At 72.8% G+C, this 15,373-nt stretch carries 16 protein-coding genes; 6 read left to right on the forward strand and 10 right to left on the reverse strand.

Annotation, left to right across the window (positions count from 1 at the left end):
- Positions 1-60: 60 nt before the first annotated feature.
- Both tsaD and FZC61_RS17230 read right to left on the reverse strand, forming a co-directional pair.
- Positions 61-1,077, reverse strand: a complete 1,017-nt coding sequence (gene tsaD, locus FZC61_RS17225) for a tRNA (adenosine(37)-N6)-threonylcarbamoyltransferase complex transferase subunit TsaD (protein WP_148615511.1) — start codon at positions 1,075-1,077, stop codon at positions 61-63.
- 8 nt (positions 1,078-1,085) lie between these two features.
- Complete coding sequence (locus FZC61_RS17230; protein ID WP_246142754.1) at positions 1,086-1,691, reverse strand: TetR/AcrR family transcriptional regulator; 606 nt, start codon at positions 1,689-1,691, stop codon at positions 1,086-1,088.
- Positions 1,692-1,765: 74 nt separating this feature from the next.
- On the opposite strand from FZC61_RS17230, the gene FZC61_RS17235 reads away from it, so the two are divergent.
- Positions 1,766-2,668 (forward strand): sterol desaturase family protein, encoded by a 903-nt coding sequence (locus FZC61_RS17235; RefSeq protein WP_148615398.1) that lies wholly within the window; start codon positions 1,766-1,768, stop codon positions 2,666-2,668.
- Between the two features lie 8 nt (positions 2,669-2,676).
- Here FZC61_RS17235 and FZC61_RS17240 read toward each other — a convergent pair whose 3' ends face one another.
- Both FZC61_RS17240 and FZC61_RS17245 read right to left on the reverse strand, forming a co-directional pair.
- The gene (locus FZC61_RS17240) at positions 2,677-3,099 is read right to left on the reverse strand and encodes a type II toxin-antitoxin system VapC family toxin (protein ID WP_211357303.1); all 423 of its coding nucleotides are present in this window, start codon (positions 3,097-3,099) and stop codon (positions 2,677-2,679) included.
- A 5-nt stretch (positions 3,100-3,104) separates the two neighbouring features.
- Complete coding sequence (locus FZC61_RS17245; protein WP_148615400.1) at positions 3,105-3,359, reverse strand: antitoxin; 255 nt, start codon at positions 3,357-3,359, stop codon at positions 3,105-3,107.
- A 119-nt stretch (positions 3,360-3,478) separates the two neighbouring features.
- On the opposite strand from FZC61_RS17245, the gene FZC61_RS17250 reads away from it, so the two are divergent.
- From FZC61_RS17250 to FZC61_RS17260, 3 genes are read left to right on the forward strand one after another with little or no spacing between them, the layout of a single operon-like run.
- Positions 3,479-4,780 (forward strand): esterase-like activity of phytase family protein, encoded by a 1,302-nt coding sequence (locus FZC61_RS17250; protein ID WP_148615401.1) that lies wholly within the window; start codon positions 3,479-3,481, stop codon positions 4,778-4,780.
- 37 nt (positions 4,781-4,817) lie between these two features.
- A complete protein-coding gene (locus tag FZC61_RS17255; protein WP_148615402.1) occupies positions 4,818-5,135 on the forward strand; it encodes a putative quinol monooxygenase in 318 nt (105 codons plus the stop codon).
- A 51-nt stretch (positions 5,136-5,186) separates the two neighbouring features.
- Complete coding sequence (locus tag FZC61_RS17260; protein ID WP_148615403.1) at positions 5,187-5,468, forward strand: DUF427 domain-containing protein; 282 nt, start codon at positions 5,187-5,189, stop codon at positions 5,466-5,468.
- 18 nt (positions 5,469-5,486) lie between these two features.
- Here the strand turns inward: FZC61_RS17260 and FZC61_RS17265 are convergent, their stop codons facing one another.
- The 3 genes from FZC61_RS17265 to FZC61_RS17275 are packed head-to-tail and all read right to left on the reverse strand — an operon-like array spanning position 5,487 to position 7,694.
- Positions 5,487-6,575, reverse strand: coding sequence for an alpha/beta hydrolase family protein (locus FZC61_RS17265; protein ID WP_148615404.1), 1,089 nt, complete (start codon positions 6,573-6,575; stop codon positions 5,487-5,489).
- Between the two features lie 10 nt (positions 6,576-6,585).
- The gene (locus FZC61_RS17270; protein WP_170286149.1) at positions 6,586-7,209 is read right to left on the reverse strand and encodes a DUF998 domain-containing protein; all 624 of its coding nucleotides are present in this window, start codon (positions 7,207-7,209) and stop codon (positions 6,586-6,588) included.
- Between the two features lie 50 nt (positions 7,210-7,259).
- Complete coding sequence (locus FZC61_RS17275; RefSeq protein ID WP_170286150.1) at positions 7,260-7,694, reverse strand: peptidase associated/transthyretin-like domain-containing protein; 435 nt, start codon at positions 7,692-7,694, stop codon at positions 7,260-7,262.
- A 46-nt stretch (positions 7,695-7,740) separates the two neighbouring features.
- On the opposite strand from FZC61_RS17275, the gene FZC61_RS17280 reads away from it, so the two are divergent.
- Positions 7,741-8,847: a GNAT family N-acetyltransferase gene (locus tag FZC61_RS17280; protein ID WP_170286151.1), complete on the forward strand. Its 1,107-nt coding sequence runs from the start codon at positions 7,741-7,743 to the stop codon at positions 8,845-8,847.
- Here FZC61_RS17280 and thrS read toward each other — a convergent pair.
- Both thrS and FZC61_RS17290 read right to left on the reverse strand, forming a co-directional pair.
- Entirely contained in the window at positions 8,829-10,088 is a 1,260-nt protein-coding gene (gene thrS, locus FZC61_RS17285; protein ID WP_148615408.1) for a threonine--tRNA ligase, read from the reverse strand. The genes FZC61_RS17280 and thrS overlap by 19 nt on opposite strands.
- A 196-nt stretch (positions 10,089-10,284) precedes the next feature.
- Entirely contained in the window at positions 10,285-11,070 is a 786-nt protein-coding gene (locus FZC61_RS17290; RefSeq protein WP_148615409.1) for a DinB family protein, read from the reverse strand.
- Between the two features lie 147 nt (positions 11,071-11,217).
- Between FZC61_RS17290 and FZC61_RS17295 the strand changes: the two genes are divergently transcribed.
- Positions 11,218-12,693: a DUF4389 domain-containing protein gene (locus tag FZC61_RS17295; RefSeq protein ID WP_148615410.1), complete on the forward strand. Its 1,476-nt coding sequence runs from the start codon at positions 11,218-11,220 to the stop codon at positions 12,691-12,693.
- Positions 12,694-12,841: 148 nt separating this feature from the next.
- Here the strand turns inward: FZC61_RS17295 and FZC61_RS17300 are convergent, their stop codons facing one another.
- Positions 12,842-15,370, reverse strand: coding sequence for an ABC transporter permease family protein (locus FZC61_RS17300; RefSeq protein ID WP_148615411.1), 2,529 nt, complete (start codon positions 15,368-15,370; stop codon positions 12,842-12,844).
- Positions 15,371-15,373: the final 3 nt, after the last annotated feature.

The following is a 15,373-nucleotide window of genomic DNA, read 5'->3' on the forward strand; positions in this document are numbered from 1 at the left end:
GCTCCGAGTCTCCCCCGGGGTGTCGGCCGGACCAGTCCACGTCCGCGCCCCGCGCGCTCCTCAGCCGAGCTGCGCCAGCTCCAGCGGCACCGACGACCGCGCCCCGAGGTCGGCCATCGAGGGCGTCGCGCCGTCGCGGACGAGCAGGTCGCCGATGGCGGCGATCATGGCGCCGTTGTCGGTGCACAGGCGCATCGGGGGCACCCGCAGCTCGATGCCGGCCTCGGCGCAGCGCTCCTCGGCCATCGAGCGGACCCGCGAGTTGGCGGCCACCCCGCCGACGATGACGAGGGTGTCGACGCCCTCCTGCCGGCAGGCGCGGATCGCCTTGGTGACCACCGTGTCGGCGACGCACTCCTGGAACGAGGCCGCGATGTCGGCGGTACCGATCGCGGGGTCCTGCGGGCCGGCGACGTAGCGGGCGACCGCGCTCTTGAGGCCGGAGAACGAGAAGCCGAGCGCCGGGTCGCGCGGGCCCATCAGCGGCCGGGTGAACCGCACCGCCGTCGGGTCGCCCGCGCGGGCCACCCGGTCGATCGACGGACCGCCGGGGTAGGGCAGTCCGAGCAGCCGCGCGACCTTGTCGAAGGCCTCGCCCGCAGCGTCGTCGAGGGTGTCGGACAGGTGCACGATGGGGGTGCGGACCAGGTCGTCGACCGCGAGCAGGCTGGTGTGGCCGCCGCTGACGATCAGCACGACGCACCGGTCGGGCAGCGGCCCGTGGACCAGGGTGTCGGCGGCGGCGTGGCCGGCGAGGTGGTGCACGCCGTACAGCGGTACGCCGAGCGCGAGGGCGGTCGCCTTGGCGGCGGCGACCCCGACGTGCAGGGCGGTGGCCAGGCCGGGCCCCGCCGTGACGGCGACCGCGCCGACCTCGTGCCACTGCAGGCCGGCGTCGTCGAGCGCGGCCCGCATCGTCGGCACCATCGCCTGCACGTGGGCGCGGGCGGCGATCTCGGGGACCACCCCGCCGAAGCGCACATGCTCGTCGATGCTCGAGGCGAGCGCGTCGCCGAGCAGCACGCCGTCCTTGACGAAGCCCACGCCGGTCTCGTCGCAGGAGGTCTCGATGCCCATCACGACCGTCACGGCACAGATCCTGACAGCACCACGGCGAACAGCCGCTGGCACCTCGCGCTCATGGCCTCGGGGGTGACGTCCGGGTGGTCGAGCCACCAGCCGACCAGGGTGCGGAAGGTGTTCTCCCAGACCGCGCGCAGGGCCGAGAGGTCGTCGGGGTCGGTGTTGCCGACCAGGGCCAGCAGGTCGCCCACGCCGTCGGACCCGAGCACGACGAGGCGCTGCTCGTGCTCGGCGAGCACCGCGGCGACCTCGCCCTCGCGCGGCGCGGTCGCGTCGAAGACCAGCCGCCACAGCCAGGGCCGGTCGGCCAGCACCCGGAACATGCCGTCGAGGGTGACGACCGCCCGGTCGATGCCCACGGCACCCAGCGCCGCGGTGCGCTCGATCTCGCCGACGAGCACCGCCGCCGCGGCGCGCAGGGCGGCGACGTAGAGCCCGTCCTTGGACCCGAAGTACTGGTAGATCAGGGGCTTGGAGATGCCGGCGGCCGCGGCGACGTCGGCGACCGACGTGGCGGCGTAGCCGTGCTCGCCGAAGACACGGCAGGCGACCTCGACGATCTGGGCCTCGCGCTCGGCGCGGGCCACCCCCTTGGTCCCGGCTGCCACGCGCACACCCTAGTCGGCGATGTGATCCCGTGGTAACTTACTCCCGAGTCATATCCCTGGAGACGAGGACCGCGATGCACGAGCTGCTCGACCCGATGAAGAACCCGGTGACCTACGCCATCCCGTTCTTCGTGCTCACGATCCTCGTCGAGCTCGCAGCGCTGAAGTGGCTCGACCACGACGACAGCGTCACCGGCTACGCCGCCCGCGACGCCCGCACGAGCATCTCGATGGGCGCGGTCTCGCTGGTCTTCACCGTCATGTTCAAGGTGGCGTCGTTCGTGGTCTACAGCGCGATCTTCGTGCACCTCGCGCTGTGGGAGCTGCCCACCGACACGTGGTGGTACTGGGTGCTCCTCGTCGCCGGGGTCGACCTCGCGTTCTACGCCTCGCACCGGTTCGTGCACCGCGTCAACGTCGGCTGGGCCGCCCACCAGGCCCACCACTCCAGCGAGCACATGAACTTCGCGACCGCGCTGCGCCAGAAGTGGAACCCCTGGTTCGAGTTCTTCTTCTGGCTGCCGCTGCCCTTCCTCGGCTTCGCGCCGTGGACGATCTACGTCGCGTTCGGCTTCAACCTGATCTACCAGTTCTTCACCCACACCGAGCTGATCGGCACGCTCCCGCGCCCCGTCGAGCTGGTGATGAACACGCCCTCGCACCACCGCGTCCACCACGGCTCCGACCCGGAGTACCTCGACAAGAACTACGCCGGCATCTTCATCGTCTGGGACCGCCTCCTCGGCACCTTCGTCGAGGAGAAGCAGCGCCCGACCTACGGGCTCACCAAGCCGGTCGAGACCTACAACATCCTCACCCTGCAGTACGGCGACTACGCCCAGATCGTGCGCAACGTCCGGGCTGCGGCCCGCTGGCGCGACAAGCTCGGCTACCTGTTCGGGCCGCCCGGGTGGGCCCCGGGCACGGCCCCGGCCGATCCGGACCTGACCCCGATCCGGCCGGCGCCGGTCACCTGACCCACGACCTACGCCAAGGTCGGCCGGCTCCACCGCACCCCGGGGAACCGGGCGAAGTCGGCGTCGTAGCTGACGATCTCGGCGCGGTGCTCGATCGCGAGTGCGGCCAGGTGCGCGTCGTTGACCAGGTTGCCCCCCACGCCGACCTGCGCGAGCAGGTCGGCCACGACGTAGGGGTGCCGGGCCGTCGGCGCCAGCACCCGGCAGGCCGGCTGGGCCAGCCAGTCCTGGACGATCTCGGAGGCCTGGCCCGTGGTCAGCGGCCGGGGGAAGATCCCGGGCCGGGTGCTGATCCGCACGAACGCCAGCAGCGGCACCCACGCCATCGCGACCGAGTCGGCCCCCGACAGCGAGCGGTCGAGCCAGGCACGTGCCTCCTCGTGCTGCGCCGAGGTGCTGTTGACGGCGTAGAGCAGGACGTTGGCGTCCACCAGCTTCACCCGTCGGCCCGCATCCGCTCGAGGACGGACTCGTCCTCGAGGTCGGCGGCCAGCCGTAGCGCCCGGGTCAGGTCGACGGACGGCTCACCCAGGTCGAAGGCGGGGGTGTGGAACACGTCGACCCGCGGTCGCCCGGCGGCTCCGTCGCGAATCGCGTCGTTGAGGGCCTGCTTGAAGCTGACCCCGTGCGACTCCATGCGCTGACGCACCACCTGCTCGGTGTCGGGGTCGAGGGTGACGGTCGTGCGCACGTTGACAGCATAGCATCACGCCGCTTGATGTCTGACTGTCCAGGCACACACGGTGAGGTGCTGCTCAGTGTTCTGCTCGGCGTCGACCGCAGGTCATCGAGGGCTGGTCGGCTGTCGACATGCGCCCTCTCGGAACCTCCGTCGCCGCCCTCGTCCTGGCCGCCACCGCCGCCTCGACGTCCGCCGCCACCTCCGCCGAACGCCACCACGACCCGCGCCCGCACGACACACGACCGGCCACGCCGACCCTGGCCGCACGGGCCGTGCTGCCCGCCGACACGTTCGTGCCCGGCAGCGAGCCCTCGGGCTCCTTCACCGGCAACCCGGCTGCGCCGTTCCCCGGCCAGCCCGTGCAGGGCTTCTCCGGGGTGCACCGGTTGCCTGGCGGCGACTACCTCGCGATGAGCGACAACGGCTACGGCGCCAAGGCCAACAGCCAGGACTTCCAGCTGCGCGTGCACCGCATCCGCCCGCACACCGACACCGGCACGATCGAGGTCCGCGGCGGCTTCACGCTCTCCGACCCCGACCGGCTGGTCCCCTTCGCCACCTGGCGCGACGGCGGCTGCCAGGCCGCGGCGGCGGCCGGCACCCTGCCGGCCGGCTACACCTGCCCGACGCGCGACCGGCAGCTGACCGGCTGGGACTTCGACATCGAGTCGATGCAGCTGGCCCCCGACGGCACGATCTGGTTCGGCGAGGAGTTCGGCCCGTTCCTGCTGCACACCGACGGCCGCGGCCGCCTGCTCGAGGCCCCCCTGCCCACCCCGGGCGTGAAGTCCCCCTCCAACCCGACCCTGGCTCCCGGCGAGCAGCCCAACCTGGCCAACAGCAAGGGCTTCGAGGGCATGGCGATCTCGCCCGACGGCGGCCGGCTGCACGCGATGCTCGAGGGCCCCGTCGCGGGCGACCCGGCCACCGACCTGCGCGTCTACGACGTCCGCGTGGGTGACCACACCGCCGACCACCGGCGCCCGACCCGCTTCACCGGCGCCTACGACGTCTACCGGCTCGAGTCGCCGACCAACGCGATCGGCGACCACATCGCCGTCGACAAGCACCGGTTCCTCACCATCGAGCGCGACAACGGCAGCGGCCCGACGGCCGCCTTCAAGCGGATCTACCTCGTCGACGACCGCGACCGCGACCACGACGGCCGCCTCGACAAGACCCTGCTGGTCGACCTGCTCGACGTCGCCGACCCCGACGGCGTCGGCGGTCTCGGCGACCCGTTCACGTTCCCCTACGTCACGATCGAGGACGTCGAGCTCATCGACGACGACACGATCGCGGTGCTCAACGACAACAACTACCCCGGCACCGGCGGGCGCGGCGCCGGCGTCAAGGACGTCACCGAGTACCTCGAGATCGACCTGCCGCAGCCGCTCAGGGCCGACCACCGGCTGCTCGTCGGGGAGTAGTGGCGCTCCTCACCACGACGCTGGCAGAGTCGGGCGCATGATCCTCATCGTCGTGAAGTGGAAGGTGAAGCCCGAGCACGCCGACGCGTGGCCCGAGCTCACGAAGGCGTTCACCGAGGCCACCCGGGCCGAGCCCGGAAACCGGTTCTTCGAGTGGTCGCGCAGCGTCGACACCCCGAACGAGTACGTCCTGATCGAGGCCTTTGACGACGACGCTGCCGGGGCGCACGTGCAGAGCGAGCACTTCAAGCAGGCGCAGGCCGAGCTCCCGCAGTACGTCCTGGAGACCCCGGAGATCCGCAACTGGCAGGGCCAGCCCGACGCGTGGGACCGGCTCGGCGAGTTCGAGGTCTGACGGCGCTCGTCCCACCCCTCCGGGCGCCTGCGGGCGGCGTAGGCTCGCGGCATGCGCGCCATCTGGAACGACACCGTCATCGCCGAGTCTGACGACACCGTCGTCGTCGAGGGCAACCACTACTTCCCGGCCGCGTCGGTCGACGCGACCGTGCTGCGGCCGTCCTCGACGACGACGCACTGTCCGTGGAAGGGCGATGCGTCCTACTACTCGCTCGAGGTCGACGGCAACACCAACGCCGACGCGGCGTGGTTCTACCCCGACCCCAAGCCCGCGGCGTCCGAGATCGCCGAGCGGGTGGCGTTCTGGAAGGGCGTCAAGGTCGTCGACTGACGGGCCCGGCCCCTGGGCTCAGCGCACCGTGGGGTCGAGTGAACGCACGAACCCCATCACCGCTCGGCGTACGGCGGGCGCCTGCCGCTCCAGCGGCAGCGCGCTGCCGGCGCCGGCGAAGGTGCGCCGGACCAGCCGAGCGTGGGAGGTGCCCGTGATGCCGTCGCCACCGCGACGCGCGTCGGCGCTGCCGCGCAGCACCAGCGTGGGCACGTCGACGGCCTGGCCCTGCGCGGCGAGCACGCCCGCCAGCAGGCTCGCGACGTCGCCGCACGGGGTGCTGTTGCGCCGGGCGACCGCGGCGCGCTGCACGGCGGGCGACGCCGTCGCGAACAGCAGCCGGCGGAAGGTGCGGGCGGTGTTGCCGTACGGCGCGTAGCTGGCGCCCTGCAGGCAGGTCGTGCCCTGCTCGCGCAGCGTCTGCAGGGCCAGGGCCGACGGGTTGCCGGTGACCGGCGACATCAGCACCAGGGCCTGGACGTCGCTGTAGGTCGCGGCCTCGAGGCGAGCGACGGTCGCGCCGGTGCCGTGGCCGTGGAGCACGACGTGCGAGGCGTGCGACGTAGCGGCGCCGGGGCGGCTGCGCAGGGTGTAGGTGGCCGCGTACAGGCTCTGGACGACCTGGCTGAGCATGCTCGCCTGGGCACCGAGGCAGGTCGCGTCGCCGTTGCGCAGCGGGCTGCGGTCGTAACCGAGCCGGTCGAGGACGACGACCGTCTGGCCGCGGCGGGCCAGCTGGGCGGCGTAGTCCTGCTGGGGGCTGATGCCGCGGCCGTGGAGGTTCCAGAACCAGCCGCCGGTGCCGGCGTCGTGCACCAGCACGTGGAAGGTGTCGCCGGCTCCGCCGTGACCGCGCACGACGTCCGCCGGCCCGATCAGCCGCGCGCTCACCCGGTGCTGGCGACCGTCGGGGGTGGGCAGGCAGGGCACCGAGGTGCGGTTGGTGTTGGACACCTCGAAGGTGATCTCGCGCGAGATCACCCGGGGCGCCTCGGCCCGGACCGACGAGGCCGACGAGGCCGGGGAGGCCTCGCTCGGCGCCACGACCGTGGTGGCGGCCAGGGTGCAGGCCAGCATCGAGATCAGGGCCGTGGTGCGTCGCAGCATGGCCGGAACGCTAGGTCGTGCGGACGGCGGCGCGGCACCCCTTCGGCGTGTGAGCCTCCCCACGGCGCAGGGTGAGGGCGACGGCCGCCAGCGCGGCGAGGACCGGCCAGATCGCCAGTCTCTCCAGGGCTCCGGCACCGGCGGCGCCGTCGCGCAGGATGAACCCGACCGCCCCCGCGGCCGTCACGACGGCGGTCGCGAGCAGTGCTCTCGCCAGACCTCGCTGGTGGCGCAGGACCCGTGCCAGCACGGCCAACGCGAGCGGTTGGACGACGAACAGCGGCGTGGCCACGAGGGTGTGCAGGCCGGCGTCCTGGTCGACCGGGGCCAGGCCCACCCCGACCGAGCTGAGCCCGGCGACGACCAGCAGCACCGTCGCCGTACGACCGATCCGCGGGGCGAGCAGCAGCGCACCGAGCGCGAGCAGCACCCCGTAGCCGACGAACGAGACGTTCATCACCGCGTGCCACGGCGAGCAGTACGCCGCGTCGCAGCCGATCGCTCCCAGGTCGCTGACCGTGTCGTCGGCGAAGCGATAGCCGCCGGTCGTGGCCGCGGCCACCACCACCTCGGTCGCGACGTAGGTCGGGCGCAGCAGCCACAGCGCGATGCCCCACCGGGTCCGTCGGTCCATGCTGGTGAGCATGACCGACCCGCGGCTGCGGCGGGTCGGCCGGTGGTGCCTCAGGCGGCCTTGATCCTGATCCTGCCGACGGCTGCGGAGAAGGTGCAGGCGTCGCCGAAGGTGGGCTTGAGGGTGCGGTCGCAGCCGAGCCAGCCGTTCTGGAGCCCGACGCGGGCGCCCCGGACGTAGATGCCGAACTCCTCGTACTGGTCGCCGACCCGGATCCCGAACCGGCCGTCCTCGTCGGTGAGGTCGGCGCCGAGGAAGTCGGTCTCACCCGCGTCGTAGGCCGAGACCCGCACGCCCCGCGCCGGGCGCCCGTTGGTGAACCGCACGACACGGCCGGTGACGGCGACCGACATGCGCGCGGCCGTGGCGGGGGCGACCTGCTCGGGTGCCGCGTCGGCGGGGGTGGCGGGCGCGAGCACGGCGAGCGCGGGCAGGACGGCGAGCAGCGCGACGGCGCCGCGGAGGCGGTGGGGACGGGAGGTCATGGGAAACAGCCTCGCGTCGGGCGCGACGGCTCGCCATAGTGCGAACGTGTCATTCCCCGACGACGTGCCGCTGCTCACCGACGGCGTGGTGACCCTGCGCGCGCACCGCGACGACGACCTCCCCCGCATCGTGGAGCAGTGCAACGACCCTGAGAGCGTGCGGTGGACCCACGTCCCGCAGCCGTACGGCGTCGCGCAGGCGCGCGCGTTCCTCGACGACCGGGTCGCCCCGAACTGGGCCGACGACGTCGCCTGGGAGCTCGCGATCGAGCACGAGGGTCGCTTCGCCGGCACGATCAACCTGCGCCCGCACGGCATCGGCGAGGCCGAGGTCGGCTTCGGGCTGCACCCCGACGCCCGCGGCCGGGGGGTGATGGGCCGGGCGCTGGGCCTGCTGCTCGACTGGGGGTTCACCCGGCGCGACGTCGCCGTCGTCCACTGGCGCTGCCTCGAGGGCAACTGGACCTCGCGGCGCACGGCGTGGTCGGTGGGCTTCCGCTTCGGACCGACGATCCCGGGTCGCGTCGGTCACCCGGACCGCTGGACGGCGTGGCTGGGTCGCGACGACCCGCGCACCCCGACGACCCGCTGGCTCGACCCGGTGCCCCTGGAGGGCGACGGCGTCCGGCTGCGCGCGTGGCGTGCCGGCGACGGCGCGCGCCTGGTCGAGGCGGCCCACGACCCCGCGCTGCGCACCGCGCTCCCGCACGCCCCGCTGCCCCGCGCCGACCGCGAGGTCGCGGGGTACCTGCTGCGCGTCGGGCTCGGCGCCGCCACCGGTGAGCGGGTCGCCTGGTGCGTGACCGACGCCGGTGCCGACTTCGGTGCCGACGCCGGCCGGGCGCTGGGCAACGTCGCGGTGTTCGGCTTCGACGACGGCTCGGCCGAGGTCGGCTTCTGGTCGCACCCCGAGGGCCGGGGCCGCGGGGTGATGACGACCGCGGTGGGTCTCGCGGTCGCACACGCCCTGGCCCCGGCGCACGCCGGCGGGCTCGGCGTACGACGGCTGGACCTGCTCACCGCAGCCGCCAACCGCGGCGCCCGGGCGGTGGCCGAGCGCGCCGGGTTCACCCTGGTCGGCGTCGAGCGCGCGTCGTCGCCGACCGCCGACGACGGGTGGACCGACACGGCGCGCTACGAGCGGGTGGGGTGAGCCACCGCGGCCTCCCGCTGCGCGTGGGCTGCCGCCATCGCCTCGACCAGCCCGGCGACCGGGACGACGTAGGTGAGGTCCTGCCCGACGTCGCGCACCTGCACCGCCCCGGACGCCGCCTCGCGGTCACCGACGACGCCGATCAGGTGGTCGCGGCGCTGCCGGGCCGCACGGATGCGCGCGCCGAGCGAACCCTCGTGCGCGACGTCGACCCGCAGGCCGCGGGCGCGGGCCGCGTCGGCGAGGGACCGGGCGGCGGCGTCCTGGTCGGGGCCGACCGGCAGCACCACGAGCTGGACGGGGGCCAGCCAGAAGGGCAGGCGCCCGGCGTAGTGCTCGAGCAGGGTGGCGACGACCCGTTCCATCGACCCGACCGCGCCGCGGTGCACCATCACCGGCCGGTGCCGCGCGCCGTCGGGCCCGACGTAGGACAGGTCGAGCCGCTCGGGCTGGTTGAAGTCGAGCTGGACGGTCGCGATGGTCTCCTCGTGCCCACGGCCGTCGACCACCTGCAGGTCGAGCTTGGGACCGTAGAACGCGGCCTCACCGGCCGCCTCGACCAGCGGCAGGTGGTGGTCGCGCAAGACCTCGAGCGCGGCCGCGCGCAGGTCGTCCTGCGCGCGGGACCACTGCTCCCGGCCGCCGAGCCAGGCCCCCGGGTCGTCGCGCAGCGACAGCCGGACGTGGTCGACCGGCAGCCCCAGCGCGGCCTGGGCGGCGAGCGCCGCGCGCAGCCCGCGGGCCGCCTCGTCGGCGACCTGGTCGGGGCGGCAGAACACGTGGGTGTCGTCGAGGTGGATCTGGCGGACCCGGCTGAGCCCCGAGACCACCCCGGACCGCTCGGCGCGGAACATCGCGGCCAGCTCGTTGAGCCGCAGCGGCAGGTCACGCCAGGAGCGTTGCTCGGCGGCGTAGACCAGGGCGTGGTGGGGGCAGTTGGCCGGGCGCAGGAAGAGGTCCTCGTCGGGCCCGTCGCCCATCGGCATCGGCGGGAACATGTCGGCGGCGAACTTGGCCAGGTGGCCCGACCGCTCGAAGAGCCCGCGCTTGGCCAGCACCGGGGTGTGCACGTCGAGGCACCCGTCGGCGCGGGCGAGGTCCTTGGCGAGGCGGGCGACCTCGTCGAAGACGGCGGCGCCGGCGGGTCGCCACAGGGGCAGGCCGGGGCCGACGAGGGGGTCGCCGGCGAAGACGGCGAGGTCGCGGTTGAGGTCGCGGTGGTCGGGCTGGTCGGGGTCCACGGGTGGTCTCCTGGGTGGGCGGGGAGCCACGCGGGGACGTCGACCAGCCCCGGAGCGGCTCCGGGGCTGGGGTGCTGGACGGGTCAGGGCAGCAGGCGGGCGCCGGAGGACTCCGGCGTCGTGACGTGCTGGGGGCTGGCCATGAGCCGACCGTACGCCGAGCAGGCGCGACCGGGCCAGCGGTTTGTGCGGTCGCTCAGGCCCCGGCGGCCGGGCCTGGGGTGTCGAGGTCGTCGAGGGTGTCGAGGGTGTCGAGGTCGCGCACGGCGTAGCGGTGGTGCTCCCACTCCTCCTCGAGGATCGTGTGCAGGCAGCGGAGGGTGGCCACCGGGTGCTCCGGCGCCCACGGGCGGCGCCGCGCCACCCGCAGGTCGTCGGCCGTGACGTCGGCCAGGAGGTCGCGCACCATCGCGACCCGCTCGGCGCGCACGGCGAGCACCTCGGCGTACGACGGGACATCGGTCGCGAAGACGGACAGGTCGTAGCCGTCGGTGGCGTACTCGGCGTGGGGCTGGCCGATCGGGTGGTAGGGCTGCTCGCGCTCGAGGACGGCGCGGCCCAGCCAGGTGTCGGTGGCCATCACGAGGTGGCGCAGGGTCTGGGCGAAGGACCACTCCCCGTCGACCCGGACGTCGACGGTGCCGTCGGGCATCGCCGCGACCCGGGCGAGCGTGGCCTCCCAGGTGCGCTCGAGCGCCGCCCACGCGGCCCGCAGACCGTCGGGGTCGGTCGCCCGCCGCTCGGCACGACCGGGGAAGCGGCGGTTGAGCTCGGCCTCGACCAGCGGGGCCACGTCGACGCCGTTGACCAGCAGGCTGCTCTCGCCGTCGAGCAGCCACGGGGCGTCGATGTCGGCCCCGGCCACGTCGACGGCGCTTATCACGACGTCGCCGAGGTCGCAGCGCACGAAGCGGGAGCCGCGCAGGCTCGTGTCGGTGAAGCCGGAGGCTGCCAGGTCATCGGACTCGGTGAAGGTCGCCACCCACAGGACCCTTTCACGCACGCCGGCGTCGGGCGAGGCCTCCGCGCCCGGGGCGGCGGTCCCGTGGCCGCCGTGACCTCCTGCTCTGCCGGGCCGTCCTCGACCGTGGCGAGGCTGGGGGTCACCGGTCTCGCGAAAGGTTCCCCGATGAGCACCCACAGCTACCCCGTGCGGGTCGACGCGTCGCTCCAGGAGCGGCTCAGCCGCTGGCTCTGGCTGGTGAAGTGGCTCCTCGCCTTCCCGCACTACGTCGTGCTGTTCTTCTTGTGGATCGCCTTCGCGGTCCTCAGCGTGGTGGCGTTCTTCGCCATCCTGTTCACCGGCCGCTACCCGCAGTCGCTCTTCGACTTCAACGTCGGGGTGCTGCGCTGGTCGTGGCGCGTGGCCTACTACGCCTACGACGGGCTGGCCACCGACCGGTACCCGCCGTTCTCGCTGCACGAGCGGCCCGACTACCCCGCGCACCTCGAGATCGAGCACCCCGACCACCTCTCGCGCGGGCTGGTGCTGGTCAAGTGGTGGCTGCTGGCCATCCCCCACTACCTCGTGGTCGCGATCTTCCTCGGCGGCGGCTGGTCTGTCGCCAGCGGCGGGGACGACGTCCAGAGCGGGGTCGGCCTGATCGGGCTGCTGGTCCTGGTCGCCGCGGTCGTGCTGCTCTTCACCGGCCGCTACCCACGCCCCGTCTTCGACCTCGTGCTCGGGCTCGACCGGTGGGTGCTGCGGGTGGCGGCGTACGCCGCCCTGATGACCGACGAGTACCCGCCGTTCCGCCTCGACCAGGGCGGCACCGACCCGGGCACGGCGGTGCTGGCGAGCACCGCCGGCGCCACGGGCACCCTCACCGAGCCGGGTCTCGCCAAGGCCGGGACCGACACCTCAGCGCCGGTCGCCCCACCGGCCGCCCCACCGGCCGCCCCGCCGGGCGCACCGCCACCGCCCGCACCAGGGACGTGGTCGGCCGGTCGGATCACCGCCGTGGTGGTCGGGTCCTTCCTCGGCCTGGTCTCGCTGGGACTGGTCATCGCCGGCGGCACCGCGCTGGTCGTCGACTCGGCCCTGCGCGACGACGACGGCTACCTCACCTCGTCGTTGGTCGAGGTCGACTCCCCCGGCCACGCCGTGGTCTCCGAGAGCGTCGAGCTGCGCGGCGCCGGGGCCGTCCTGCCCGAGCGCTGGCTGGACAAGGTCCGCGTCGAGGCGACCGCACGACCGGCCCGCAGCGTCTTCGTAGGGATCGCCCCGACGGCCGACGTCGACGCCTACCTCGAGGGCGTCGCGCACTCCGTCGTGCAGGACCCCGGAGACGGCTCCGGCCGCGCCGACATGCGCGACGTACCGGGCGGGGCGCCCCCGACGGCCCCGGGCGCCCAGTCGTTCTGGGCGGCCTCGGCCACCGGTGACGGCACCCAGGCCCTGACCTGGGACGTCGAGCAGGGCGACTGGACCATCGTCGTGATGGACGCCGACGCGGGGTCCCCGGTCGTCGCTGACGTGTCGGTGGGCGCCACCGTGCCGGTGCTCGACAACGTCGGCGTGGCCCTGCTGCTCAGCGGCCTCGGGCTCGGCGTCGTCTCCGTGGTCGTGCTGGTGCTGGCGCTACGGCGCAGGCCGGAGGCGTGAGCCGGCGTCTCGCATCCACCGGCCCTCAACGTCGACCACCTCGAGGAGTCCGTCGCCTTCTACTCCGCACTGCGCGGCTCCACACCGGGCGGCTCGCGACCACCTCGGCCTGGAGGTCGCCCACACCGCAGCAGACGATCGTTGCCGGTCAGGCGAACAGGAACGCCTCGGTGAGCCGAACTCGATTGAACCTCAACGCCATGCCTGCCGCAGCGGTGGACAGCACCAGGACGGTTCCGGTGACGGCGCCGATGGGAACCCAGTGGATCACGAGCGCGGGATAGGCGTGGCTCGACACGATGACGGCCATCAGTCCGCTGGTCAGGCCAGCGGTGAAGGAAACGCCCACCATCTGCACGGCTTGTGCCGAATTCAGCTTCATGAGCCATCTCGGTGGCGCACCGAGCGCGAGTAGCCGCTTGGCGGACGTACTGACGGCCCTTGCCTGTTCGGAGATCGCGATGGTGAGAATGATGATGGACCCCAGCGTCATGACGAGCAAGAACGCCACCGCGTTGACTGGTAGGACCGGCTCAGGAGGAGTCTGCGCGTACTGCCCGAACTCGGGGTCGTAGCCGGCATCCTGCAGCGCTCGGGTCGCTGAGGTGATGGTGGCGGCGTCCATGTCAGGAAAGATGACCCGGCTCACCGGGCCGATCGGTAGGTCGAGCCCCTTGGCGGTGGAGGTCAGGAGGACGCCGGCAAACTGCAGTTGGACCTGCGGGGACGCTTCCACCTGGATCGTGGGGAGGCTGGGGGTCTCGGTCTCCTGGGGCACGGCTTGTCCATAGGTGATGAGCCTCTGGTCGTCATCATCGTGGCTGGTGAAGTCGACCACGCCACCCTCGTTCAGCACCCGGGCTGCGTCCTCCAATCGCGTCAGCGAGGGCAGCGCGCGCGCGAGGTCGCTGGCGGAGTCGACGGTCAGGACTGCGGTGCTGTAGCTCCCCGAGCCCGGGATGTTGCTGAATCGGGCGGCCTCGGCGACCACACCCTGGTCGTCAATCCGTGTCAGGGTGCGGAACGCGACGCCTTCCGTCGCGCCCGGAGTATCGCCGATAACGGCAGCGACCGTCGCGATGTCACGGCTCGTGTCGCTGCTCTGCACCCACATCTGCCCTTCCGGCACGATGCCGTAGCGGGCGGAAGCGGTCAGCCCTTGCTCGCTGTCGAGGTGCACCAGGAGCGCGACCGGGATGCCGAGTGTCATGACCCCGAGGGACACAGCCGCTCCGAAGCGGGGCAAGTTCGCTTGCATCAGTCTCGAGGCCACCTCGAGCGGCAGGCTCGACCGCGACGTGAGCCACATGGTGACGCGCAGGAAGTCTGGCGCCAGGAGACAGAACCCCGCCACCATGGCGTAGGCGGCGTACCTGGCGTCCCCGGGTCCCGCGAGTGCCGTCTCCACACGGTCCCCCACCCGGATCGCACTCAAGACGGCCAGCACACCAGCCGTTCTACGAATGAGATGCCGGGGGATCTTCGACCCCACTGCGGAGGCCCAGCGGGGTCCAAGGCCGCCGTCGCCGGCAGCCGTCGCCACGACGTAGGTGAGCGCACCGACCGCCACCAGGACCGCTACCTGCCGGTTGGCGATGTCGAGGGGAGCGAGTGGTTGTCCGGCCACGGCCGGCAGCGCCGTTGCTCGTGCGAACAACAGGACAACGATTGAGACGACGGTCCCGGCCGCGAGGGACATCAGCGCCACGATCGAGTACGACGCGGTCCGTGACAGGAGGACGCGGCTCGGCCGACCGCCCAGGCGGTGGAGGAGGTGCACGACCTCCTCGTGCCGACGTCGTTGCTGCCCGGCTGCAAGGAACGCGGCTCCGGCCAACAGGATCAGGGGTGGCCCGAACGACACGATGACGTCACCTTCACGGCCAAACGCGGCAGAGTCACCATCCTGGTTCGTTCCGCGTACGGCGAGGTTGCCGCTGAGGTTCTCGGGCCGCGTCCCTTGGCCGTCGGGAAGGGTGGGCAGCTGGTCGGCGAGGATGCCGAGCGCCTCGTCGACCTGGCTCGCAGCCGACGTGGGCATGAGCACCCGCACCTGTGCGTAAACGGGCTGGAAGGACTTGTCGACGGACGCCGGACGGATCGACTCGAAGGTGCCCTCACCTGCGAAGAGGAGGTAGCTGTCCGCTGCGAAGTCGTCCTGGTAGACACCCACGACCTTCAGCGTCTTCCTCCCCGAGTAGATCGTGAGCGTGTCGTCTCCCCCGATCGCGTCCAGGATCCGTTCCGAGACGGTCACCTCGCCGGTCGCCCCTGCCCAGCGTCCCCGCAGGAGGCCGACCTGGTCGCCGAAGGCCTGCCGGTAGTCGGCGCCTTCGATGAAGGTGACCGTGTCGACCGGCGCCTGCACGAAGTTCGGCGGTAGGACATCTGGCCTGAGCTGCGTGGTCTGAAGAAAGACGGCCGACCCCGGCAGTCCGTCCTGCACAGCCGACCGCGTTCTGGCGAGGTCGTCGGGTCCGAGCGAGCCCAGGGCGACGTTGTCGTAGGACATGGACTGGGAACTGCCGAAGTCACGTTGCTGTTGTTGAGCAGCAGTGAGCGTCAGGGACTGAACGACGCCGTAGACCAGCATCGCGAGACACGAGCCGACGACCAGATAGGCGAAGGAGCGCCCCACCAGTCTCGGACGGAGCCAGGTGCGCAGGAGGAACCCCACCGG

This window comes from Nocardioides rubriscoriae (assembly GCF_008087085.1).
Lineage (GTDB): Bacteria > Actinomycetota > Actinomycetes > Propionibacteriales > Nocardioidaceae > Nocardioides > Nocardioides rubriscoriae.